Genomic DNA, 24922 nt, shown 5'->3' on the forward strand with positions numbered 1-24922 from the left:
AGCGGGTTAAAAGTGGGGCCATCAAAAAAACAGACGGTTTCAATCTGTCATAAAAAGGGCACAGTCCAGGACTGTGCCCTTTTTATCTGAAAAATACTTTGTCTCCCAAATTTTCCTTCATAAAAACACGGGCCAAACGCGCTACAGGCGGATATTATTCTTAAATAAAAAGTGTTCGGCTTTCTGTTGCTCACAGGCCATCAAATCCTTCCAATAATCTGCGAAGCACGCCCAATCACCATCTTTCAGGCAGGGCGCTGCTCTTCGGACCATCGTCGCGTATTCATTCTTCAGCTGCTGCTTTTTGACACGGTACCGCGTAAAAGGATATCCCCAGACCATAAATTCTGACAATTTCCTGTAGCACTCGCGAACCGTCGCAGACGGACATTTTTCAATAATAAACCCGATAGTAATCTTAAAACACTTATGACAGGTATTCTGTCTGAGCATCTGAGCAAACGCATCCGCCAGATATTCCTGATCCTCTTTTCTGGCATTTTCAAGGGTAAAAAGCAGCACGGGACGTATTGTTATTGCCATGAACTGTAGGCTTTCTCTATATAACCTCGCCCCTTCCTTTATTTCCTGTCTGGAAAAATTAATCTGCTCAATATCTGTACAGACCTCCGCGGCTTTTCCCTGATGTAAGCGGATAACGCCAAGACTGCCGAGAATACTGAGGGTGCGGCGCAGCGTACGGTAGGAGACCTTTAGCTGCTTTGACATTATCGGCATAGAGGGCAGGGCGCTTCCCTCAGGATATGTTCCCCTTATAATCCCCAGGATAATGTGTGAAACCAGTGTGTAGCACAGCTGTGGTCTCTGCCAGTAAATATTCCAGCAAAATGGTATTTGCTCCTTATCTTCCAAATCATATTCTTTCTGCGCCCATAAACAGAAATCCTGGAGATACTTTAAGCTGTTTCCATAATCACCTTCAAAAGCCTCTTTCATAAATTCGATCTGGTTTTCGTTTTTGTTAAATAAAAACACCTGGTCTCTTTCCTGGTGCGTGCTATTGCTCGCCAGATATGGAAAGCGCATATAACGCAGAACTTCCCAGTAAAAGTTCAGGAATAGTTTATTTTTCAGAGCCGCAAAAACATAAAGGTGATGACGGACAGACACCGGCAGCTCTACTTTTCCAGCTTCTGCCAGCTTACTTTTCAAAAACAGGCGTTTTTCTTCACTAAGATTAAACTGCGCGTATTCCCAAACGGGTTCAATCAGCAATTTCCCAGACTGGCAAAAATCGACGAGGCCTGCCATTCTCGGTACAAAGTAGGACGCCGCATTCTGCCTTACATGGCTCTCGTCTATCCGGTATATCACCTCGGCCGGCTTTCTGGGAACGATCCTTATGTATCCCTTTTTCTCCAGGCGTGTAAGGGCAGAGCGCACCGTCAGAGGCGCCATCTGAAAGCCCTCTGCAATCTTGGGGATTGAAGGCAGGATATCGCCGCACCGGTAAACCCCCATCGCAATTCTTGTCTCATAATAATCGTAAACCAAATTATAAATCAGTTCTGCACTCACAGCTAAAATCCTTCTCTTATTGTATGCTCCATATTAATTCTGCCCGCAGGCATTTGGGCAATTATACCATATGAAAGTGAAACGTACAAGAATTCAGAATTTGGCTGTCCAGCTGGCACAGACAAGGCTATTCCTCGGTTTTTATTTTAAAATGGCTGGCAAGGCTGTTCAAAAGCTCTGCCTGGGATGATAATTCCTCGCTGGCGGCAGCGCTTTCCTCCGCCATGGCCGAGTTGGTCTGCACCACGTTGGAAATCATGTCCACACTCTCTGTTATCTGCTTAACGGCGTCTGACTGTTTAACCGAAGCCTCCGTGATAAGCTGCAGGGCTCCCGATACGCTGTCGACTCCCCTGACTACCTCTGAGAGGATATCCGCTGTTTCATAAGCTGTTTTTTTACCCTTTTCAACTGTCCGAACGGCATTTTCAATCAGACCTGCCGTGCTCTTGGCCGCGGCGCTGGACTTGTTCGCCAGGTGCTGCACCTCATTTGCCACTGCCGAAAAGCCTTTTCCCTGATCTCCGGCACGGGCAGCCTCTACCGCCGCGTTCAGGGCAAGGATATTGGTCTGGAAGGCGATGTCCTCAATGGTTTTTACAATTTTGCGGATCTCAATGGAATCTCTGCTGATATCGGACATCGCGCACAGCATATCCTGCATCTTCTCGCTGCTCTGTTCGGTATCCGATTTTACTTTTTGGGCCTTGCTGCTGGCTTCCTGGGCCTTTTCAGCATTTCCATCAGCCTGGTCCGATATGTCGTTGATGGTATGTGATGCCTCCTCTACAGAAGCTGCCTGCTCCATTGTTCCCTGCGCAAGGATCTGCGCTTCTGATGATAATTGTTCAGAACCTGACGCCACCTCGCTTGCTGCCTGGCTCATCTGCCGCAGCGTACTGCTCAGGCGGCTGTTGATCGCTCTCATAGACAGCAGCAGCCGCTGGAAATCGCCCACGTAAGACGTTTCCGTTTTACTGCGCACATCAAAATTCCCATCCGCCATTTCACCCAGAAGATATATTTCATCCTGAATAACGTTTAGTAAAGTAGCGGTCATGCTGCGCATATCGCCTGCAAGACTTCCCAGCTCATCGTCCGCCTCGTAGGAAATGCGGACAGATGAAAGATCGCCCCGGGCCATGCTGCGCGCCGCCTTTTCCAGCGTCTCAACCGGCTGGGTAATTCCCCGCGTAATGTAGACGCCAAAAATAATGCTGACGATCACACTGGCGCCGCCCAGCAAAACCAGCGTGCGTATCGCATTTGCCTGATTGCTTTTCAAGCCATTAATCAACTCCTCGCCCTTGGCGTTGCCGCTCTCCACAAGTTTATCTAACTCTTTCTGCGCTTCATGGATGACAATGATATTGTTGTTTTCCATATAATCCGCGGCTTCGGCATTCCTGTTTTCCTTCGCCATTAAAAGCACGGTTTCCCGCATGGGCTCCAGCTTGGCGAGCGCCGTGTCCAGCCGTTCGATTATCTGCTGATCCCCCAGAAAATGTTCTTTAATAACAGGTATCTGTTCTTTTATTTTTTCAGCTGAATCCTTTGCGTTTGAAATCGCCTCGTCCACAATGGCTGAATCCGAATTTGATATGGCTCTGTAAACGCCTTTCTGCATCCGCTCAAAGTTTGCATTGATTATATTGGCACTCCCGTTAACCATAAAGGGCCCATTGTAAAAAACTTCAATCTGATCACCCAATTTGATCAGATCGACCACACTTACAATACAGCCCACGATAAGCATGGTTAAAATTAACGCATAGGAGATAAACAGTTTTTTCCCCACCTTCAAATTCTTCATTGTCCGCTGCCTCCGCTATATTTTTTGATCATTTCTTCACTTCTTTTTTGTTTTGACAAATACTGATTCATCATCGTATAGAGTACCTTTACGTCCAGCGGTTTTGTGATGTGCACATCCATCCCGGCCCGGTGGCTTTTTTCTTCATCTTCCGCAAAAGCATTGGCTGTCATGGCAAAAACCGGGACAGTGTTTGCGTCCTCACGCTCCATCTCCCTGATACTTTTTGTGGCTTCATAACCGTTCATGACCGGCATCTGAACATCCATCAGAATCAGATCATAGTATCCCGGCGCTGATGCCTTAAACATTTCAACAGCCTCTTTTCCATCCTTTGCCGTCTCAACGCTGGCTCCGGCCGCCCCGATCAGCTCAGTGGCGATTTCACGGTTTAGATCATTATCCTCCACAAGCAAAATATGCCTGCCATGAAAATCAAACTTGGCCGTATTCGGCGCGTCGGACGGCCGTTTCTGCCCGATTCCGGCGATCGCCTGAGCAATGGCGCTGGCAAACAACGGTTTTGTCAGCACCTCGTATTCCTCTGTTGTCCCTGTATTCTGGCTGCACTCCGCTGAGTCGTAAGCAGTCATTATGATTACCGGCTTTTCCTTTCCTACAGCCTCACGAATCCGGCGCGCTGTTTCCAGACCATCCATATCCGGCAGTCTCCAGTCCACCAGGCATATATCATAATCCTCATGCCTTTCATGGGCCGCTTTCACCTGCAAAATGGCGTCGGCGCCTTCAGCGGTCCAGCTGCTTTTTAAATTCATAGCGCCTAAGAGCGTCGCCGCGTGTTCCCCGTTATCCCGGTTACTGTCCACGACCAGAACTTTAAGCCCATTAAAATCCACAGCCTCCGGCAAAGCCGCTGCCTTTCCAAATGGCAGCTCAACCGTAAAGGTTGTTCCGACGCCAAGACGGCTGTCCAGCCACACCTTTCCACCCATCAATTCAGAAAAACGTTTGACAATGGCCAGTCCGAGCCCCGTTCCACCATATGTGCTGGTGATATCTGCGTTTTCCTGCTCAAATGATTCGAATATTTTCCCGAAATTTTCTTTGGCGATTCCACAGCCCGTGTCGCTTACTTCAAAGCGGAGGCAAACCTGTTCCTCATCTTCGCCGACCTTTGACACCCGCAGCCGGATGGAACCGCCGGAGGGTGTAAACTTCATGGCATTGGATAAAAGATTGGACAATATCTGATTAAGGCGCAGAGAATCCCCGGCCAGCATCTCATCCACATTTCCTGCCAGAATGGTCTGATAATCAATATCCTTTACCCTGGCCTGTCCATAGTAAATGCTTCCGAGCCCCTCCAGAAAATTTCTGAAATCAAAGGGTTCATTTCTTAATTCAACTTTTCCGCTTTCTATCTTAGACATGTCAAGGACATCGTTGATCAAGGACAGGAGATGCTGTGAGGATAAGGCCTGTTTTTTCAGGCATTCTTCAACTCTGGCAGGATTATTGATATTCTGGCTTGCGATGGTCCCCATACCGATAATCCCGTTCATCGGCGTTCGTATTTCATGACTCATACGGCTGAGAAACTCACTCTTGGCGCGGTTCGCATCCTCTGCCTTTATACGCGCCTTCTCCGCCAGGGCCTTTGCATCCTGCAGTTTTTGTTCCTCCCTGCTGATTCTAATGTAGAAAAATACAAAAACAGCTGACAAAAGGATTAAAATGAACACCATCATCCCGATTGCATCCCTTCTTAGGCTGCCAATCAGCTCATCAATTGTCGAATTTACAACCTCGTAGGGTACGGTTGTCAGCAGATACCAGTCTGTTCCCTCAATCGGGGCATAATACAGGTACTCCTTCTGTCCCTCAAGGGTATATGCCACAAGGCCTGATTCCCCACTCTTTAAATCATTTTGAACCATTTCCAGAGTGCTGTCCGAAGAAAATTCCGCATCCTTTTGCAGCTTCGAGAGAATATTTGAGCTCTGGGATAAATTATTATAATTATTATTGACAACAAATCTGCCGTTTCGTTCAATGATGCTCGAGTAGGTCTGCGCATCTTTCTTTTTCAGCGCGAGCTGGCTGTTAATCACATTGACGTCCATTCCTGCCAGTACGCCTGTCATTTTCCGGTCTTCATAGACCACCGGCGCCATAGCGTCCCCGATTAAAATAATGTCTTTGCCCAGAACCGTTTCGTTATATGAAATCAGATTGGACTCTCCCTCGAGCAGTTGTCCGAGAAAGCTGATCTTGGACGCTGCCGGGAACACACCCTCTGCACAGTAATACCGCCCGTTTTCATCCACCAGCGCAAAAAAATCAAAATGATTATTTTCCTGTGTGCGCTTTAAATATTCGGTAAGCGTCCCGAGGTTTTCCAGATCTTCCTTTTTTATTGATGACGCCGAGGTTTTAAGCTGCGAAAACTGACCATTGATACTGGCTTGAAAATTTCCGATTGTCTGAGTGGTCAGCTCCCGCAGGTAAAGATTATTCATCTCGACGCCCGCCTTCTGCGAAGCCCCTGACGATGCCGTGATAAACCAGATAAACCCAAACGTACAGGTCATTGTCATGATAATAAAAAAGATGATGATATACCGGCTATTGCCCTGGAGCTTCTTTATTGCCTCATTCATTCCCGGCACCCACCACAGTGATCCGCCCCTCTAATTTTGATTGAATTGGCGCGTCACCATGGTTTTGAAAATACTGTTTTATGGCATCGCTGTAGGTTGCGTCAGTTTCCTTTACAAGCTTAACATTTTCCGCTTTAGGAGTAGTGTCGCTGTAGAGATTCAACATTGTATAGCCGTCGCCGTTGTTATCAATATACCCGACACTTCCGGCCATATAATTAGTCACCGCCAGAGTGTACTCTGCATTTTTATCCAGCTCAGACCCATCTGCCAATGTAACGGATATAAGCTTCGACGGCTGTTCTTCATCCTTTGGCTGATAGGTATAGTTTAAACCTGAAACCTGGAGAAAGCGCCCCGCAGGCATGGCCGCATCTCTTACAGTCTGAGAGATGCCATTTTCAAGCATGCTGACAATGGTCTCCCCTTTTGTTTCGACCAAAATTATTTTATTGTCATAGGGGCAGACCACATCGAGATCCTCCCCGAGGACATCCCCTTTATACAGGCTGGCGCGGATACCGCCGCCGTTGACCACCGCGATGTCTGCCCCCGTGTACTCTTTCACGGCATCTGCAACCAGATTGCCAATCGCTGTTTCTTCCCTCCGGGTATTATAGTTTTCATAGAGCAGGTCCTCTGCCATGGTCCCGATAAGGGACTGGTCGTACTCGACCTGGGCAGAGCCATTGCGGCAGTAATCATCCACAGCTGAAAGCGCTTCGTCCATTTTCATCTTCTGATCCAGCACAGAGGTCATGTTTTTTCCGAAATACTGAACCACATCGGAGGGCAGCTGCAGGTCATAAATATAGCCTGTCTTTACACAGTCTGCAATGCCCTGGGGGACCGTTTCCAAGGATTCTTTAAAATCTAAAAGATAGGAATGAGGCGCTTCTGTGTCCTGCATCCAGGCCTGCTGCCCCTCTGGGGTGGACAGCAGCTCTAAGATACGGACGCAGGCATCACGCTTATCCTTGCTCCCCTCATTCGAGAGGGCATCGTTTATGGCAATATAACCATCCGGTTCAGAGGTCACCCACGAGGTGTTTCCCCGATCGCTTAAATAGGGCAGCATCACATACTCATACTGCTGGCTCTGGCCGTTTAATTTTGTCAGCATCTGTACATTGCCGTGAGACAGCATCAGGGTGCCATCCAGCAGTCTTGACTCGATCGGCATGGCGTTTTTGGATTTCAGCGATAGGGTTCCCGCATTCAGATATCCCTGCTCCGTCCACGCTGCCAGCAAATCTAAGCTGTTATCCCAGACGCCGCTGAAGGCAGCGGTTCCGCTGTCAAACTCGGACATCCACTTGATGCCGTCCGCCGTCCCCAGAAAATCCGGAACCTGTGTGCCGATTATATAAGCCCCCACAGAGGCCGGCGACACGGAGGCAAGCCCAAACATCGCGCCGTCTTCGCCAATACCTTTTCCCTGCTCCTTTCCAGCCTTAAAAATATCTGTCATCGCGCTGTTGGAGGCAGGGATTTCCATGCCGAGCTGCTCGACCAATGTTTTATTAAGAATATATCCGGCATATTGGCCGGGAAGCGGCAGATAGCATGTGTGTCCCTCAATCATTACCGGGCTGGCAACACTTCCCTGATAAGCCGTTGCAAAAGTTTCTGCGCTTAAATCCAGTACGTAATCCTTCACCCCGCCGGTGGGCAGCGTGGTCACCACAAGATCTGTGCCATGTCCATTTCTAAGACGCCGCTCGCTGTCGCCGTTCATTGTAGCGGTTGTTGTCATTTCCACCTGCAAATCAATGTCCGGGTATTCCTTTTCCACCAGCGCTTCAAAATTTTTCAGCTCCATGGGATACATCATTGAAATTTCAATCTGCTTTTTTTCCGGCTGCTGCGAAGAAGTCGGCGATAAATTACATCCCGCACTGGAAAACATTACCGCAAGAATCATCCCTAAACCAATAACCTTTTTCCACATCGCATTAAATCCTCCCCACATTATTTTCTGACCTGTCAATTGATATATATCTGGACAGTGTTTGCGTTAATAAAATTATAACACGAAACCATAACAGATACAATATACCGAAAATGCATAAAAGAGACTGTAAAAGCATCTCCCTAAAGGCTCTGTAATCTTATGTTCTGTTTGGCAAATCCGGCGGCGTCAAATGACAAGGGCCTCCGCGGTAAAACCGCGGAGGCCTTTTATTGTCTCGTTTCGCCAGCCGAATCACTGTCCGGATAACAAAAAATTACGGATAACGGCCGCCATCTTAGGGTTATGCTCCACATAGCTCTCATGGGTTTCGCCGTCATAAATCTGAAGGCTGCTGTCTGGGATGGATTCGGCGATATAGCGGGTATGGTCGTCCTCGATCATATCGTCGCTGCCGGCGGTCACCAACACTGGAATTTTAATTTTAGCCAGATCCGCGTTGGAGATATTGGGCTGCTCCAGCATCATCTTAATGCTGTCCTTTCCGGTGCGCTCATAAGCCCGCCGGAATTTATCAAGCCAGACCTCCTTCAACCCGTCAGGGGTGGTGTTGGCGCCGCTGACAATAAGCTTTGAGAGCAGCTCAGGATACTGGTAAGCCAGCATCAGCCCGATGATCCCTCCGTCGCTGAAGCCATAGACTGCCGGCTTCTCAAGCTCCAGGGCTTGAATAAAGCCGTGGATGTCCTCCGCCATCTCGCGGTAGTCAAAGGCGTCTACTGGCGTACTGCTTCCGTGTCCTCTGGAATCCAGAGCGTAGACGGTAAAATCTCTGCTCAGCGGGCCTGTAATTTTATCAAAAATCGTATGGTCCTCCCCGTTGCCGTGGATCAGGATCAGCGGCGCACCCTGGCCCTCCTGTTCATAAAATAAATCGATGTCTCCGATTTGAATGTTCATGGTGTTCCTCCTCGTCTTCTGTTCCCACTATTTTATCCAATCCCGTCTGAAAAGAAAAGAGCCTGTTTTCTTTTTGAGAAATACAAGCTCCCGGTTCTATACTTTTTCTGTTTTTTCCGCCTCATAAGGATTGACGTGAATCATACAGTGCTTGAGCATGGGGTAGGTATCCTCCAGCACGTCGTGGACATTCTCGGCGATGGCGTGGGCTTTGACCAGCTTCATCTCACCGTCCACGGCAATCTCCAGGTCCACATAAAATTTTGAGGCAAAGGTCCTGGTCTTCAGATCGTCAATCCGCTTGACGCCGGGCTGCTTCATAATCAGCTCACGGATTTCCAGCTCGGTTTTCTCATCGATGGAGCTGTCCAGCATTTTGCTGATACTGTCCTTTCCAATATCAAAGGCTGCCTTGATAACCAGCAAAGCGATTACCACTGCCGCGACGGGGTCCAGAATCGGAAAACCCATGCGCGCGCCGGCAATCCCAATCAAACTGCCCACAGAGGAAAGCGCGTCGGAACGGTGGTGCCAGGCATCAGCCTTTAGAGCACCGGAATTAATTTTGTTGGCCGCAGCGCGGGTAAACCAGTACATCCATTCCTTCACCACAATGGAAACCACAGCCGCCACAAGGGCCAGCATTCCCGGGATTTCCAGCGTGTGGCTGTCGGCGTTGATGATCTTCTCGATTCCGGACCAGCCAATCCCCACGCCGGTTGCGAACAGAATAATCGCCAGCAGGATCGCAGCCACACATTCCATGCGGTCATGGCCGTACTGGTGCTTGTGGTCGGCCTTCTGGCCGGAGATATTGACCCCGATAATGACCACAAAGGTGCTGAGCACATCCGACGCCGAGTGCACCGCATCGGAAATCATGGCGCCAGAATTGGCTAAAACCCCGGCGATAAATTTAAAAACCGATAATGCCAGATTGACAAAAATCGATATGACCGACACACGCATGGCGATCTTTTTATTACTGCTCTCCGTATATTCGACTTCTTCAATATTTTTCACTGATAATCCCTCTTTTGTTTGCATGACAAAGTTAATATCCCTTAACTAATCTGGATTCATTCTATATTACATGACCCCAGTATAAAGAAAAACCCGGATTTCGTCAAGCGTGTTTTGAATTTAGGGCAAAAAAAGACCTGAAATACACTGTTTTGCACTTCAGGTCACCTTTAAGCTTTCTACGCGTTTTTGAGCAGCTCTACCTCTTTGGCATAATCGGCAAATTTTTCCTGGGGTGTTTCCAGAAAAAAAGGCTTATCCTTAAGCCGCGGATGCTTCACAATGGCGATAAAGGTATCCACTCCAATACTGCCAAAACCGATCTTCTCATGGCGGTCCTTATGGCTGTTAAACGGCGTCAGGCTATCGTTGAGATGCATGGCCTTTAAATAATCCAGACCGACCACCCGGTCAAACTCCTCGATTACACCGTCCAGATCATTCACAATATCATATCCCGCCGAATAAATATGGCAGGTATCAATACAAACGCCGATTTTATCCTTGAGCCCGACGCCATCGATGATGGCCCGCAGCTGCTCAAAATCACGGCCGACCTCACTGCCTTTGCCCGACATGGCTTCCAGAAGCACGATGGTTTTCTGGTCTGGCTTCATATTGCGGTTGAGGATGTCTAAAATCAGCTCAATGCCCTTTTCCGGTCCCTGGCCTACATGGCTGCCGGGATGAAAATTATAGAGGTGGCAGGGCAGCTGCTCAAGACGTTCAAGGTCTTCCCTGAAGGCCCTCTCTGCGAAATCACGGGTCGCCTCTGTGGCGGAGGCCATGTTGAGCGTGTAGGGCGCGTGTGCCAGCAGCGGCCCGAAATGGTGTTCCTCCATTATTTCACACAGGCCCTGGGCGTCCTTTGGGTCAATGGCCTTTGCGTTTCCGCCCCTCGGGTTTCTGGTGAAAAACTGAAAGGTATCCGCGCCGATGGATACAGCATCCTTTCCGGCAGCGGTAAAGCCCTTCGCGATTGAAATATGTGGTCCGATATAAATCATTTTCTCACTGCCTTTCTCAGCCCAGCGCCACGTCCATGAGCATCATGACCGCAAAGCCGATCATCACGCCGATGGTGGCGATATCGCCCTCGCCGTCATGGCCCAGCTGGGATTCGGGAATCAATTCTTCTGCCACCACGTAAATCATGGCGCCGGCCGCAAAGGCCAGGGCGTAAGGCAGAATCGGGTTGATAAACACAACCGCGGCAGCCCCGATAACGGCAGAGATCGGCTCAACTAAGCCCGAGGCCTGGCCATACATAAAGGATTTAAACCGGCTCATGTTTTCACGTCTCAGGGGAATGGAGACCGCGGCGCCTTCGGGAAAATTCTGAAGACCGATCCCCAGCGCCAGCGAGATGGCCCCGGCCAGCGTCATATATTCATTGCCGGTGGCCAGCCCGCCAAAGGCGACACCGACCGCCAGTCCTTCGGGGATATTGTGGAAGGTGATGGCCAAAACCAGCAGCACGCTGCGCTGCCACGAGGTGTGAATCCCTTCCTCATGGCCTGTTCCCTGGTGGATATGGGGCAAAAGCTTATCCACACACCATAAAAACGCGCCGCCGCCTAAAAAGCCGACCACAGCGGGTACATACGGCGGCACCGGACCGCCCTCCGCCATCTCGATGGACGGCGCCAGCAGAGACCAGAAGCTGGCCGCAATCATAACGCCGGCGGCAAAGCCCAGCATGGCGTTCAATACCTTTTTATTGATCTCCTTAAAGAAAAAAACCATGGCAGCGCCGAGCGCTGTCAAGCCCCAGGTAAAAAGACCGGCGACCAGCGCCTGCCCCACCGGAGGGATATTGTTTAAGAAATCCATATTTTCCTCCTGTTTTTATATTGTTTATAGTCATTATAATTTACTAAATCATAACACATTCCACACACCATTTCAAAGCATTTTAATCATTTATACCCCATTTGCTTTAAATAGCACCGCAAAAAAGCAAAACCGGCAGGCAACAATTTTGTTACCTGCCGGCTTAAGCTCTCGTCTTTTTAATTTACCGTGTCCTGACCCAGACCGATACCGAGCCAGGCGCCACATGAAAGACACCGTCGCCGTTTTCATTAACCGTGACCGTGCCTTCCACATTGCCAGTGATGTCATAAAAATCCTTTCCGGCGAACTGATGCCCCATATACATCTGCTTTGAGCCGCCGTCGCCGTTTGTCATCAGCACGGCAAGGCCGGATTCCGGCTCTGCCGGATCGCCCTCGCGCACCCATCCGATGATGTGGAAGTCGTCAAAATAATCCCGCTGGGCGCCGTAGGCCGATTCGCGCCGGGCGCAGAGCAGCTTATCTAAAAGCTCCTGCATGGGCTCAATACCCTGGGCAGGAATACCGTAGTAATCGCCGTAAAAGACGCAGGGATAACCGTCGGCCCGGAGCAGAACAAAGGCGTAGGCCAGCGGCTTAAACCACGACTGCACCCAGGATTCCAGCGACTGGCCGGGCTGGGTGTCGTGGTTGTCCACAAAGGTGACAGAGCGGGTAGGGTCATGGGCTGTCAGGGTATTATTCAGCAGCTGGCGCATATCATAGCCGTCACCGCTGTTCGAAGCGTCGAAAAAATGATAATGAAGAGGAACGTCAAACAGGCACATAGCACGGTCCGTTGTTTCCATATAACGCTTGAGATCCTCAAGATCGCCAGACCAGTATTCACCCACGGCAAAAAGCTCCTGATCCCAGTCACGCCTTACCGCGTCCAGCCACTCATTAAAAAAATTAAAATCAATGTGCTTGACCGCGTCCATGCGAAATCCCTTGACCCGGGTTTTATCCAGGTACCATCTGCCCCAGCGGATCAACTCCTCAACCACCTCGCGGTTGTTTAAATCCACATCCGCGCCCATCAGGTAGTCAAAATTGCCGTTCTCACGGTCCACATCCCTGGCCCAGCGCTTTCCCTGAAACTGGAAAACCGCGCTGTCCTCCTGTTTCTCATCCCAGTCAATGCCCGCAAAATGCGTCCAGTTCCATTTGAAATCCGAATAGGTATCGCCCCGGCCCGGAAAGTCAAACTGCGTCCAGGCCTTGATCGGCCGGATGGGCTCAATCTGCTCATTCCGGTTTTCATCATTTTCCTTGCAGGCATAGACATTTTCCGTCCGGTCTGCGCCAAGGCGGTGGTCCAGCACGATATCCGCGTATACCTCGATTCCGTTATCCTGAAGGGTGCTGACGGCTTCGCAATACTCATCGGCCGTTCCGTATTTTGTGGCAACACTGCCTTTCTGGTCAAATTCACCCAGATCATAGAGGTCGTAGGGTGCATAGCCCACATCGCTCTTACCCGCCGCGCCCTTGTAGGCCGGGGGAAGCCAGACCGCTGTGATCCCGAGCGCTTTAAGATGATCGGCGTCCTCTGCCACCTGCCGCCACAGGGACTGATCCTCAGGCAGGTACCATTCAAAATACTGCATCATCGTTCCATTCATAAAAATCAACTCTTTCTATTTTAGAATAAGCGTTAATTAAAGCATTACGCACGATAATAAATACCCAAAGTTATAAATAATATAGATTCACTCTACATTATTTCGCCAAGACTTAAAAAAGCCTGTATCTTTAAAACGATACAGGCTTTTTACCTATTGCGCCATGGCCTGGTTAACAATGCTCTCCATCATGCTGGACGTCAGCATTCCCGGCACATAGCCCTCCACATAGCCGTCCTTGTCAATCATGAAGGTTGTCGGGAAAGAACGGATGCCATAGGTCTGGAACACTGCACCCGTACGGTCCATGAGCGCCGGATAGGTAAAGCCGTTGTCCGACATGAACTCTGCGATTTTTTCAGGTGACATATCATTATTGTCCGGCCCCTCCTCCGTGTGCGGATTGGCAACGCTCAGCACTACCAGGTCTCCGGAATTATCGCCGTATTTTTTATACAGCGTCTCAATATCCGGCATTTCTTTCTGGCATGGGCCGCACCAGGTGGCAAAGAAATTGAGGAAAACCGTCTTTCCACGGTATTCCGACAGGGTATGCGTCACCCCGTACTGGTCCGTGAGCGTGAAGTCCGGAGCCAGTGTCTTTTTGGCACTTTCTTCCGGCGTGTTTTCCGGTGTGGGCGACGGCACAGGCTCTGTGGTTACCGTTGGGCTTGGCTGCGGCGCGCTGCTCCCGGCCCCAGCCTGAGAGAGATAACCAGTAATCCCGTTCATCCATCCTGTAAACATCATAATCCCCATAACGATCATAAGCACACCCCCGGCCTTTACCGTGTAGCGGACCGCTTTCTGGTGCCGCTTGAAAAAATCCAGCAGCGTGCTGGTAAATAATCCCACCGCCAAAAACGGCAGGACAAAGCCCAGCGTGTAGACACCGATAAGGATAAAGCCCGACGCGAAAGATGATGAGGACGACGCCATGAGCAGCACACTGGCCAGAACCGGCCCCACGCAGGGCGTCCAGGCAAAGCTGAAGGTAAAGCCCAGCACAAAGGCCAGAAGCGGGTTCATGGCCAGCTTGTCCAAATTAAAGGGCAGGCGGTGCTCACGGTTCAAAAAATCAAAATTAAAAACCCCCAGCTGGACCAGCCCAAATAAAATGATGATAACCCCGCCAATACGCGCGAACAGCATCCGGTTGCCTGTAAAAAACTGGCCGGCCGCTGTAAAGCCAACGCCCAAAATAAAAAACGTGGCGCTGATGCCAATGACAAAAAAGAGCGTGTTGATCAGAACTGTCCGTTTTTTATAATGAACCGTCCCATCCGCGTCCACCGTCTTTGTCCCACCCGCCAGATAGCCGATATATAAAGGCACCAGCGGCAGCACACAGGGCGAAAAAAAGCTGAGAATCCCCTGTAAAAATACCATAATGGCCGGAACCCCGGCCCCCGAAGCAAATCCCATATCAAAACCTCTTTTCCATGATGATTCTATTTATTTTCCCATAAAGTGTAATTTTAAGCATTACAGTTTCTATTTTGTAATCATAAATGTTACAGATGGATTTGTCAAGGGGTTTAAGGAAAAATTGTTTTTGGGATAATAAGGTATTAAGTCAAGCGTTCTATAAAAAAAGCAGAAATAAAAAACGGCTAAGATTAGCCGTAAAAATCATTTGTTTTCCCAATCAATAATTTGCCACTTGAAATATACCGGACATTCTTTATAAGGATCATGAGAAATATACGCAAGTTTCCCAAGATAAGTATACTTATCTTTCTTCGTTTTTCTCCAGAAAAAATAAATATTGTTAGTTTTCTCGTTATGGTGAATAAGCGTTTGTATAACTTTGCTGTCTAAATGATGTCTTGGCTGTGATTGCCAGGACAAAACACCATCTTTAGTGATTGACTCATCAAATCTATGATTTCCTTGCTGTGCTCCTTCTGTCGAAAAAAACACAAAATCATCACTATCTGTTACTCTCACAATGCCATGCAATCCCCATGTCCCACTATTTTTTGTAAAATGAGTCTCTGGTGCAAGAATATCATGCACTTCCTCACGTGTATAAGTGTTGTTCCGAGTTAATTTCATTTTTAAACTACCTTCCCCCCTGGAATATGACTACTCTATTATCAGTATATCATATTTATCTATCTATAAAAAACATATTTTAAAAAGTTTAATGGTCTGCTATAAAATTTTCAATATATGTCTTTACGAAAGATATCTAGCATACTAAAAAAATTTCAGAAGGTTTAAAAAAAGCATATTAAGCTAAAAAACAGAAAATAAAAAACGGCTGAAACCAGCCGTCAGATATCATATAATGGTGATCCCGATTGGGCTTGAACCAACGACCTCTACCTTTGAAAAAGCAGCATTTTATATATCTTTATTGTTTATTCCGCTGCTTTTTAATCCCTATGATTTTCCCTAAAACCAGCTGATTTCAGGGAAAATCACGGGAGAAATTTATGATATTTTATAACTGTGCCTTATTGATATAAATTTTCGCTTATGCTATTTACCCTTGAAAATATCATTTCATTATTTCCAGGGGCTTTAAATTTATCTAACATCTTTAAACAGACCTTGATTTTGTTTAAAAAACAATTTTGGCAGCATTGTATTTTTGAAATTTTCACACTTACGCTGATGAAGGGTGATAAGGTGGTCTATAGAATTAAAAACCTCTCCAATTCGCTCTTGCTCTTCTTCGCAGGGCACGAAAATGGAATTATTCAAGAACTCAGGAACCACCAATTCATTCATCATTGTTCCCGCTTTTGTCGAATTTACAAGTATTTTTCCCATTATTGGCTCGTAGTGAATGTAATATTTCCAAAAATTGATTGGAAGATATTGAATAGGTCGCAAAGCACTAAATCTGGGTGACATAATACCATCGCCAACATCATTTAGTACGAATCTTCCATATCTAAACTTTTTACTTGTATGGCCTTCGAAAGCTATATCACCCAGTCTAAGTCGCTTATAATTTGCAAGAGAACTATTGGCAGCACCATTACCATTTATTTTATATTTCATAGTTGCTACAGAAAGCACTTTATCGTACGATAGTAGATCATCATTTCTTTCTGCCAAAGATGTGTAGAATTCCCCCAACTTCCGCTGTTCCCATGCGTTAGTAAAAAAGAACTGGGCCTTATGCCCAGCTCTCCAAGCTTTATTTTCCAAATAAACTAATGAATTTTTCCAATTCTTCCTGTGCTTCGTCGTTCGTACCACTTAGTTGCCCCAGCAAATCACATAAAAGATCGGTAGATTGTTTGATTTCAGTCTGCACATCGCAAAGTTCCTGCGCCAGCTGAGAAAGGGGGATAACTTCTTCCTCTTCAAAGGTATCGACATAGCGCGGAATATTGAGGTTATAGTCATTTTCCACGATTTCGCTCAAGGCCGCGACATGGGCGTATTTCTCTACATCCTCCCGGTTATGGAAGGTATCGATAATCTTCTTAATATTTTCTTCGGACAGCTTGTTCTGGTTTTTTCCTTTTTCAAAGTCGTTCGACGCATCAATAAAAAGGATATCCTTTGTCTTTCGCGCTTCCCGACCTTTAAAAACGAGGACACAGGTGGGAATGCTTGTGCCGTAGAAAAGGTTGGCAGGCAGGCCGATGACCGTGTCCAGGAGGTTGTTTTCGATGATATTCTTTCGTATTTTCCCTTCGGAGGCGCCACGGAAAAGCACCCCATGGGGGAGGACGATGGCCATGGTTCCGGTTTTATCGAGGTGATACAATCCATGGAGGACAAAGGCATAGTCGGCCTTGGATGCCGGCGCGACGCCAAAACCCTTAAATCGTACATCCTTTTCCCGGTCAATGTTCTTAGTATCCCATTTCTGGGAGTATGGCGGATTTGCCACCACGGCGTCAAACTTCATGGGCAGCTGTACACCGTCTTTTTCATCAAAGGGCCAGTCGGAATCAAGGGTATCTGCGCGGCGCAGCTCCATGTTTTTATAATTGACCCCGTGCATCATCAGGTTCATGCGCGCCAGGTTGTAAGTGGTGGTGTTGAGCTCCTGACCATAGAAATCCACCGCCCCTTCGGCTTCGCCTCCGGGCAGTTCCTTTTGTACGGTAAGCAGAAGGGAGCCGCTCCCCATGGTGGGGTCATATACTCTAAATTGCTTATCCACAGCCTGGGCATCAGTGGTGACAATTTGCGCCAGAATCTGGCTGACTTCGTGGGGGGTATAAAATTCCCCGCCCTTTTTGCCCGCGTTGGCGGCAAACTGGCCAATCAGGTATTCATACACATCCCCGAGGATATCGTGTCCCGATTCATCTTTAAAATTAAATTCGTTGATCATGAGCACAATATCGTTAAGGGCCTTGGCGCGTTCATTGGTGCTGGCGCCCAGGCGGGTATCCCCGAGGTTCACATCGGAAAAGACATTGGCAAAATCGGACTGGGCATTTTCATTTCGCTTTGCATTGGCATTAAAGGAATCGAACATATCCTGAAAGTCGCTGGCAATAATTTTATGCGATTCGATTTTGCTGACCATTTTATCCCAGGTGTAGTCTGGATTGATGGCGTAACCGATACTCTGAGAAATGTCCACCAGGTACTCCTCCAGCTCCTCTTCCGGAACGGTGTAAAACTCCTCAAGGCTGTTTTCCTTAAGGTACGCGTCCTGATTTTCAGATAGATAACGATAAAACATAAAGGGAAGAATATAATTTTTATATTCGCTGGCGTCCATGGTTCCCCGAAGGGTGTTGGCCATTCCCCATAATTTTGATGTAATATCCGTAGCGTTACTCATATTTTTGTTCCTCCTTTATACAAACATCTGTAATTTTTTCATAATTTTCAAGGTCTTCTGTCTTGAAAGCCGTGTAACCTTCGTAGTGATAGCTGGCGTCAATGCCTTTCATGTAGACTTCCCGGTCATTGATTTTGTCCGTGAGGGCTGCTTTCAGTAAAACTTTTATTTCCACATCTTTTATAGGGCTGCGCTCCATTGCGAGAAGATAATCTTCCTTATCAACCTTACTCCAATCCACCACCATTTTCAGTTCTTTTTTAAAAATACAGTCAAGCCAGATCCTTGTGCTTCGTCCGTTGCCCTCCCGAAAGGGGTGTGCGACATTCATCTCGACATATTTTTCGACAATTTCATCAAAGCTGGACTGCGGCATTTTCTCAATATTCATAAGGGCCGCCTCAAGATACATGACTGGCGCGAAGCGGAAACTGCCCTTTGCGATGTTGACTGTCCGTATTTTTCCGGCGAAGTCATAAATATCCTCAAAAAGATACTGATGGATTTTCGCCAGACCTTCAAAGCTGCCCGCCTCAAAGGTATCGAGCCGTCCTGTTTCAAACAGCTCAAGCGCTTTCGCTTTACTGATCTTTTCTTCTTCCCGCGCAAGTTCAGCCGCCTCGGTGATGCCCAATTTATTTTCTAAAGCCATTCATAAGCCCCTTTCTCTTCAAACGAACATCATTTTAAGGCAGGATTTCTTGATATTTTGCAGCTTTTCCAGCTCATGCTGATGAAGGGTGATCAGGCGGTCGAAGTTCTTAAAACACTCTCCAATTTTGGCCTGCTCATCAGTTGACGGAAGCAAAAGTTCTAAATCTTTTACGATTGAGCCTGATAGATTGCCTTGCCCACCCTGAAGATATTTATCAACGATCTTTTGTTTTTGGTGCCTCAGCCATTGCATAATGAACTGCGAATGATATCCATCTTTTGGTTGAATATCAAGGACAGCTTGGTTGATTGCTCCATTAAGTTGAGAGATGCCAACATCTCCACTCGTAGCGCCATATAATGCGTAAAGAATATCACCAACTTTCACCATTTTGGCTGATGAGCTTTTCAACCCTTCTTCTGTAAGAAATAATTCAGTGTGGTCACTATTAATTTCAGCTGAACGGATAAAAGGAATATTACCACCATAATACTCTGATTTACTCGCTGTTGGCGTGCCACCTGAGTAAGAATCAGTAACCTCCCCCAACTTCCGCTGTTCCCATGCGCCAGTAAATCCTTTGAAGCGAATTTCGGGAGTGGTCTCTCCATTTTTCGGAAACATTTTTTGTAAGAGTGTTTTTTTTGCTTTAAATAAAAGGTCACACTTACGCTGATGAAGGGTGATGAGGTGATCGAGGTTGGCAAAGTAAGCACCGATTTTCTGCTGTTCTTCAACTATTGGCAAGTTTATGACGGTATTCAAGATGTTATTGTTATAAAGCCTTTTGATTGTACTGCCTTCTATTCCTGCCCATTTCTCAATGGAATAAAAACATTTCAAAAATGAGTTATCCAACCGTTCATCGTGATTTAGCCATACAATATTAGAGTCCTGAAAATACTCATTTTTACCTGTAAATTCAACAATTCTACCTATGCTACCCGAAGCAGAAAGCAATATATCGCCCTTTTTCGGATAAGGGTATTTGGCTCTATATTCTTCAAATACTTCTCTTGAAATGAAAGCATCAGCCTCTCCGCCAAATGTGCCAATCTTATAAAACGGAATATCCCCATTTTCAGATGTTTGCTCTTTGAAAATTCGACGGCACATAGAAACCGAGCCAACCTCCCCCAACTTCCGCTGTTCCCAAACGTCAGTAAATCCTTTGAAGCGAATCTGTGGTTCTTTCGCTTTTTCTTTAGTCATTTTGTTTATTTTCCTCCATATCATTCACTTTTTTTAATGGAATCAGCCATTTCGTAGAAGGCTTGCCGGAAAGCGTTTCGATATTTAATCCACGACAGGGCAGCGACTTCATCGGCGGCGATTTCTTTATAATCTGCTTTCGCGCCGTTCATAATGGCGGTAAGCTCTCCCTGTTTATCCATATCCTGTTCACCAAGGCGGTGAGGACGTATCATGGCTTCCATGTTTTTGGGATTGGTGCTGTTGTCCAAGCCCCAGGTACGGATAAATTGAGTGACAAGCTTCATATTGCTGTCCTTCTGCGCTCTGTCGATGGCTTCGTTCATCATCTCCACGTTGCGGGGGGCAGGATAGTCATCAAAGACAAAGTCCTTGGCAAATACTTTGTCCACAAAGTTGCGCACCTTGGCTTTTTCCTGATTGTTTTCCGATTTCGCAATTTCCCGTTGGATTTCATCCCGGGTCTTTTCGGCCGCTTCCATTTCATCGGCGTGGACTTCGTCCGCCATCCTGGCGATGAGCTCCACGAGGTAGTCATAATTAATGGTCACATCGTGGATATGCACCATGGCCAGATTGACCTGAGAAATATCAATCTTTTCCCGTTCGGCAAAGAAATCTTTGATTTCACCGGCAATCACCGTGGTCAGTATCACTTCCTGGTCTTCTGTAATGCCGAGTTCTTCATAAAATTTCTCTGGTTCCTCATAGGCGGATACCTCGTTGCCTTCATCATCGGTGGTAAATTGCTTCAGCTGGCTCAACAGCTTATTATAGTCTTTGAGTTTTTCAAAGACGGCTTCCCGATCGCTCTCACTGGGTGGCGTGGTCACGAAGTTATCGGTCAACTCTGATAAATCTTTGATGGTGTCCATGAGCTCCCGCTTAACGTCACCATACTTCGGTGCAATGATACCGTCCTCCTGGTTGCCGTCAATAAGGGTCTCTATGTCCACTGTTTGCTGTTCTGCGGCAGAAAGCCGATTGGAGTAAACGGCAAAGGCTTTGTTCATTTCGTATTCGTTTTGCTCTGGCCAACGGTAGTTGACAACATTCCCCCAGGGCTTATGCACCATGTCGTGAAGGCGGTTGGTACGGGAATAGGCTTGAATGAGGTTTCCACCCTTTAAGGTTCGATCAATATATAAGGTGTTCATCTGAGGGGCGTCAAAGCCTGTCAGAAGCTGGTCTACGACAATGGCCAAGTCTAAGAAGTTGCCATCATCGGCGGTTTTATTGAGGCGTCGGGTAAGGTCTTCGGTGTATTGCTTTGTTGTTGTCATATCAAAGGCAGTGCCAAATTGTTTGTTGTACGCTATGATGGCACGGTGCAGGTTTTCATTCGTCGCCAGCTGGTTTTCGCCGTTGGAGTTATCGACCGAAAAGCTGACGGCGACCTTTAGCCTGTCCTCAGGATCTTTGGCGGCGTTAATTTCGCTAAACTTGTCGAAGTATTCCATGGCTCTCGGTGTGCTGGCACGTCTGCCCCCTACATGGACGGTAAAGAGGGCGTTGTACTTACGGTCTGCGGAGCGTTTCCGCCAGTTATCAAAGATATCGTTAACCACAAGATCAACGTGTTCGGGGCTGTCATCATAGACGCTGGCTTTGATATTATCGTCAATATCTTCTTCGGTCGGATCTTCTGGCGGCTTGATGGTCTCTTTGAATTCCACATTGAAGCCGAGGACGTTTTTATCGGCGATGGCTTCTTTGATGGTGTAGGCGTGGAGAATGCTTCCGAAGATATCTTTTGTTTCCGGGAATTTTGGGGTTCCAGTGTAGCCAACCCATGCAGCCGTAGGAATAGCGGTGCGGATGGCTTCAAGCATCCCCTGGTTTTCGGTGCCGTTACCGGTGGAGCGGTGGGCTTCATCCACGATAAAGAGGATATTCTCGGCAAGGGGTTTAAAACCCTTTCGTGCAACGTAACGGGACATCTTCTGAATACTGGTGACAATAATGTTTTTATCACTTTTCATCGCAAGCTTTTTGTGCAGATCCGAGATGTTGGCCGTATCACTCACGACTCCGGTCTTCCCTTCAAAACCTGCCACCGGGTCGTAGGCGCGGTAGGCGTCGGCTGTCTGGTTTGTGAGGGCGATGCGGTCAACAAGAAATACAACTTTGTCCACGTTGGGGAGGCGGCTGGCGAGCCACGCAGTTTTGAAGCTGGTGATGGTCTTGCCGCTTCCCGTAGTGTGCCAGATATACCCGAGCTTGCCGTCATTATAGTTGAAATCGTGCTTGCGGACTTTTTCAATGACGCGTTTGGTAGCATATACCTGATAAGGCCGCATGACTTTAATGCTTTCTTTATTTTTGGTGCCGTCGAGAATCATATACCGGGTGGCTAAATCGTGAGCCATGGGGATGGAGAGAACCTTATCCGCAAAAACCTTCCACGACCGCACTGGGCGGGCGTCATTTTCATTCTGCCAGCTAAAGGCAAAGGCACGGTTAAAGGATTCCCGGGTGGTGTTGGCCATATAGCGGATATCATACGGAGTCATGGCAATGAGGACCTGAAGGGTTGAGAAGATTCCGCTGTATTGTTTCTCTGCGATGTACTGCTCCATCTGGTTCAGTGCTTCCTGAGTTTCGTGCAGGGCTTTTTTAAGCTCGATTTGGATAATGGGAAGGCCATTGATCAGAAGGGTCACATCAAAACGGCGATTGGGCTTGCCATCCACGATTTTCGGGCGTTCAATCTGATTGACGACCTGATAAATGGTATTCCCCCCGCCGACCTGCGCCTGGTCGAAAACGGTGAGAAAAACGTGTTTTCCGCAGTCGAGATCAACTTCGATTTCGGAGACCCCATTAACACCATACAGAAATTGTCCTGCGTGATAGGGGCTGTCGATACCTGTAATGATCCGCTTGACCTGATTAAACTCGGTGATGGATAAAGGATTGTCCAGCCGGGCAGCGTTGTTCTGCTCAAGGATGCGCTTGAAGTTGTCCCAGAGCTGTTCAGTGGTTTTAATATCAGCGGCGTATTCCCATTGTTTGACACCACCAATACGGGTTAAGTATTCGATGACTTCCTGTTCAAAAGCAAGTTCTGATTTCTTTTTCATTTCGCTCATTTTATCTTCTCCTTTATGCTTCTCTCCAACACGGCAGTGGTGAATTGTCCAATCTGCTCGGCATATTGATTGATCCGGTTTTGCAATTTGAGTGTTTCACTGTAAATCCTGCCTATTTTCCGTTGCTCTTCGCTAGGAATAATCGGAATTTTTATCTGCTCAAGGGCCTTTATCGGAATTCGCTTGATATGGCCTGTCCCTTGAAGCTCCCTTTCCTTCTGACGGGCAACATCGGTATGTGCATTGAATAGATAGATAAAATAACGTTTATCCAGCTCTTCGCTTATAAATTCAGCCTTTGTAAAATTGATCGAGGGGATTTTTCCAATATTTCCTTCCCCAACCATTGCGGCCATTTGTAACGAATTGCTGATGATGATATCCCCCTTGCTCACTGCCAGTGAATTTTGTGCTGGTGTACGATCGTCTTCTATAATCCCATTATCGTGATTAAAATCCAACTCAAAAGCGGCCTGATCGTAATAGATAAAGTCCTGATGGGGATATTGCTTTTCGGCCCGCGTTGGGTTAATTCCCGGGATAAATTTTATAAACTGCTTTATTATCTGCCTTTCCAAATAATCACCTCCAACTAAATAATATTTTTTGAAATATCTTAATATTTCATTTTGTGATTATATTATGCCAACCGTTTTAGCAAATGTCAATAATTTTTTAGAATATCACGATATTTCAAATTATCATTTTAAAACTATGCCAAAATACAAAATAATTTGATATATTTTGCTGTCTATGTTAAAAAGTTTAGAGTATATCAGAAAGTTACCGAAGCGCGGAGGCTGCTTTGACCACCTCATCACCCTTCATCAGTGCGAGTCATATATTGCACCATTACAGGAGATAGATATATGTTAATTTTAAAGAATAAAGACGAATTGTTCCATATTTATTACAAACGCTGGATAACAATATATAAAGAAGGCGCCATCCGTAGAGTTACCATGTCAAAATATTTAATGACCCATCAATGGTTGGTTAAGCTTGTTCCAACCCTTAAGCTGTGTGACCTCTCAAGAATCAACTATCAGCAGCTTCTTAACGATTACGCACAGGAGCATGAGCGGCAAACCACCATGGATTTTCACCATCAACTTAAAGGCGCCATCCTCGACGCCGTAGATGAAGGGTTAATCGACCAGGACCCTACCCGAAAAGCCATCATCAAGGGAAAAACACCCAGAGCAAAAAAACCGAAATACCTCAATCAATTCGAGCTTCATACCATGCTGACAGATTTAAATTTGACTCAGGAGGTTAATTGGGATTGGTTTATCCTGTTGGTCGCAAAAACCGGGATGCGTTTTTCAGAGGCTTTGGCATTGACGCCAAAAGACTTTGATTTTGCGCATCAAATGCTCTCTATCAGTAAAACATGGGATTACAAGACCGGAACAGGATTTCAGCCAACGAAAAATCAGTCCTCTGTTCGGAAAATACAAATCGATTGGCAAACGGTCATTCAATTTTCAGAACTCCTAAAAGGTCTGCCCGAAGAAAAGCCAATTTTTATTCACGATGGAAAAAAGGTCTATAATTCAACCGTCAACGGCGTATTAGAAAGACATTGTATAAAATCAAACATACCTGTCATTTCCATTCACGGGCTAAGACACACGCATGCATCACTATTACTCTTTGCCGGGGTATCCATTGCCAGTGTTGCCAGGCGGCTTGGCCATGCCAGCATGACCACCACGCAAAAAACATACCTTCATATCATTCAAGAGCTTGAAAATAAAGATGTTGACCTCGTTATGCGGTCGCTTTCTGCATTAAATTAATAGGATATGTGACGCGCACTGTTGAAGGGTGATAAGGGCGTCGAAGTAATACCGATCGGTACAGT

18 protein-coding genes are annotated in these 24922 nt (G+C 47.0%); 1 reads left to right on the plus strand and 17 read right to left on the minus strand.

Annotated elements, in window-relative coordinates; genetic code table 11:
- Window positions 1-141 precede the first annotated feature (141 nt).
- The 17 genes from DW091_RS14995 to DW091_RS15075 all read right to left on the minus strand — a co-directional run bounded on the left by DW091_RS14995 (window position 142) and on the right by DW091_RS15075 (window position 23633).
- Window positions 142-1539: a GntR family transcriptional regulator gene (locus tag DW091_RS14995; protein ID WP_224168811.1), complete on the minus strand. Its 1398-nt coding sequence runs from the start codon at window positions 1537-1539 to the stop codon at window positions 142-144.
- A gap of 127 nt (window positions 1540-1666) precedes the next feature.
- Window positions 1667-3352, minus strand: coding sequence for a methyl-accepting chemotaxis protein (locus DW091_RS15000; RefSeq protein WP_118518558.1), 1686 nt, complete (start codon window positions 3350-3352; stop codon window positions 1667-1669).
- Window positions 3349-5973 carry a response regulator gene (locus DW091_RS15005; protein WP_118518559.1) on the minus strand — a complete coding sequence of 875 codons (2625 nt, stop codon included), beginning with the start codon at window positions 5971-5973 and terminating at the stop codon, window positions 3349-3351. The genes DW091_RS15000 and DW091_RS15005 overlap by 4 nt, the downstream gene beginning before the upstream one ends.
- A complete protein-coding gene (locus DW091_RS15010) occupies window positions 5966-7924 on the minus strand; it encodes an extracellular solute-binding protein (RefSeq protein ID WP_158577912.1) in 1959 nt (652 codons plus the stop codon). The genes DW091_RS15005 and DW091_RS15010 overlap by 8 nt, the downstream gene beginning before the upstream one ends.
- Before the next feature lie 255 nt (window positions 7925-8179).
- Window positions 8180-8845, minus strand: coding sequence for an alpha/beta hydrolase (locus DW091_RS15015; protein WP_118518561.1), 666 nt, complete (start codon window positions 8843-8845; stop codon window positions 8180-8182).
- Between the two features lie 96 nt (window positions 8846-8941).
- Entirely contained in the window at window positions 8942-9892 is a 951-nt protein-coding gene (locus tag DW091_RS15020) for a cation diffusion facilitator family transporter (protein ID WP_187368477.1), read from the minus strand.
- Between the two features lie 155 nt (window positions 9893-10047).
- Window positions 10048-10875: a deoxyribonuclease IV gene (locus tag DW091_RS15025; protein WP_058696095.1), complete on the minus strand. Its 828-nt coding sequence runs from the start codon at window positions 10873-10875 to the stop codon at window positions 10048-10050.
- Between the two features lie 16 nt (window positions 10876-10891).
- Complete coding sequence (locus DW091_RS15030) at window positions 10892-11701, minus strand: ZIP family metal transporter (protein WP_058696096.1); 810 nt, start codon at window positions 11699-11701, stop codon at window positions 10892-10894.
- A 184-nt stretch (window positions 11702-11885) separates the two neighbouring features.
- Window positions 11886-13328: an alpha-amylase gene (locus DW091_RS15035; RefSeq protein ID WP_118518562.1), complete on the minus strand. Its 1443-nt coding sequence runs from the start codon at window positions 13326-13328 to the stop codon at window positions 11886-11888.
- 153 nt (window positions 13329-13481) lie between these two features.
- On the minus strand, window positions 13482-14753 hold the full coding sequence (locus DW091_RS15040) for a cytochrome c biogenesis protein CcdA (RefSeq protein ID WP_118518563.1): 1272 nt from the start codon (window positions 14751-14753) through the stop codon (window positions 13482-13484).
- A 207-nt stretch (window positions 14754-14960) separates the two neighbouring features.
- Entirely contained in the window at window positions 14961-15386 is a 426-nt protein-coding gene (locus DW091_RS15045; protein ID WP_118518564.1) for a DUF3427 domain-containing protein, read from the minus strand.
- A gap of 477 nt (window positions 15387-15863) precedes the next feature.
- Window positions 15864-16493, minus strand: a complete 630-nt coding sequence (locus DW091_RS15050) for a restriction endonuclease subunit S (protein ID WP_118518565.1) — start codon at window positions 16491-16493, stop codon at window positions 15864-15866.
- Window positions 16483-18096 (minus strand): type I restriction-modification system subunit M, encoded by a 1614-nt coding sequence (locus tag DW091_RS15055; RefSeq protein ID WP_118518566.1) that lies wholly within the window; start codon window positions 18094-18096, stop codon window positions 16483-16485. The genes DW091_RS15050 and DW091_RS15055 overlap by 11 nt, the downstream gene beginning before the upstream one ends.
- Window positions 18089-18748, minus strand: coding sequence for a Fic family protein (locus DW091_RS15060; protein ID WP_118518567.1), 660 nt, complete (start codon window positions 18746-18748; stop codon window positions 18089-18091). Before DW091_RS15060 ends, DW091_RS15055 begins: the two co-directional genes overlap by 8 nt.
- Window positions 18749-18766: 18 nt before the next feature.
- The gene (locus DW091_RS15065; RefSeq protein WP_118518568.1) at window positions 18767-19963 is read right to left on the minus strand and encodes a restriction endonuclease subunit S; all 1197 of its coding nucleotides are present in this window, start codon (window positions 19961-19963) and stop codon (window positions 18767-18769) included.
- A 20-nt stretch (window positions 19964-19983) separates the two neighbouring features.
- The gene (locus DW091_RS15070) at window positions 19984-23046 is read right to left on the minus strand and encodes an HsdR family type I site-specific deoxyribonuclease (RefSeq protein ID WP_118518596.1); all 3063 of its coding nucleotides are present in this window, start codon (window positions 23044-23046) and stop codon (window positions 19984-19986) included.
- A 5-nt stretch (window positions 23047-23051) separates the two neighbouring features.
- Window positions 23052-23633, minus strand: coding sequence for a restriction endonuclease subunit S (locus tag DW091_RS15075; RefSeq protein WP_118518569.1), 582 nt, complete (start codon window positions 23631-23633; stop codon window positions 23052-23054).
- Window positions 23634-23924: 291 nt separating this feature from the next.
- Here DW091_RS15075 and DW091_RS15080 point away from each other — a divergent pair, with 291 nt between their 5' ends.
- Window positions 23925-24857: a site-specific integrase gene (locus DW091_RS15080; RefSeq protein WP_090410569.1), complete on the plus strand. Its 933-nt coding sequence runs from the start codon at window positions 23925-23927 to the stop codon at window positions 24855-24857.
- The last annotated feature ends 65 nt before the right edge of the window (window positions 24858-24922 follow it).

Origin of the sequence: Eubacterium sp. AM05-23 (genome assembly GCF_003477535.1) — a bacterium.
Taxonomy (GTDB): Bacteria; Bacillota; Clostridia; order Eubacteriales; family Eubacteriaceae; genus Eubacterium; species Eubacterium maltosivorans.

Coding starts and splice junctions, on each gene's coding strand:
- DW091_RS15000 (WP_118518558.1), bottom strand. CDS start 3,352: ATGAAGAATTTGAAGGTGGGGAAAAAACTGTTTATCTCCTATGCGTTA.
- DW091_RS15005 (WP_118518559.1), bottom strand. CDS start 5,973: ATGAATGAGGCAATAAAGAAGCTCCAGGGCAATAGCCGGTATATCATC.
- DW091_RS15010 (WP_158577912.1), bottom strand. CDS start 7,924: ATGTGGAAAAAGGTTATTGGTTTAGGGATGATTCTTGCGGTAATGTTT.
- DW091_RS15015 (WP_118518561.1), bottom strand. CDS start 8,845: ATGAACATTCAAATCGGAGACATCGATTTATTTTATGAACAGGAGGGC.
- DW091_RS15020 (WP_187368477.1), bottom strand. CDS start 9,892: ATGCAAACAAAAGAGGGATTATCAGTGAAAAATATTGAAGAAGTCGAA.
- DW091_RS15025 (WP_058696095.1), bottom strand. CDS start 10,875: ATGATTTATATCGGACCACATATTTCAATCGCGAAGGGCTTTACCGCT.
- DW091_RS15030 (WP_058696096.1), bottom strand. CDS start 11,701: ATGGATTTCTTAAACAATATCCCTCCGGTGGGGCAGGCGCTGGTCGCC.
- DW091_RS15035 (WP_118518562.1), bottom strand. CDS start 13,328: ATGAATGGAACGATGATGCAGTATTTTGAATGGTACCTGCCTGAGGAT.
- DW091_RS15040 (WP_118518563.1), bottom strand. CDS start 14,753: ATGGGATTTGCTTCGGGGGCCGGGGTTCCGGCCATTATGGTATTTTTA.
- DW091_RS15045 (WP_118518564.1), bottom strand. CDS start 15,386: ATGAAATTAACTCGGAACAACACTTATACACGTGAGGAAGTGCATGAT.
- DW091_RS15055 (WP_118518566.1), bottom strand. CDS start 18,096: ATGAGTAACGCTACGGATATTACATCAAAATTATGGGGAATGGCCAAC.
- DW091_RS15060 (WP_118518567.1), bottom strand. CDS start 18,748: ATGGCTTTAGAAAATAAATTGGGCATCACCGAGGCGGCTGAACTTGCG.
- DW091_RS15065 (WP_118518568.1), bottom strand. CDS start 19,963: ATGACTAAAGAAAAAGCGAAAGAACCACAGATTCGCTTCAAAGGATTT.
- DW091_RS15070 (WP_118518596.1), bottom strand. CDS start 23,046: ATGAAAAAGAAATCAGAACTTGCTTTTGAACAGGAAGTCATCGAATAC.
- DW091_RS15080 (WP_090410569.1), top strand. CDS start 23,925: ATGTTAATTTTAAAGAATAAAGACGAATTGTTCCATATTTATTACAAA.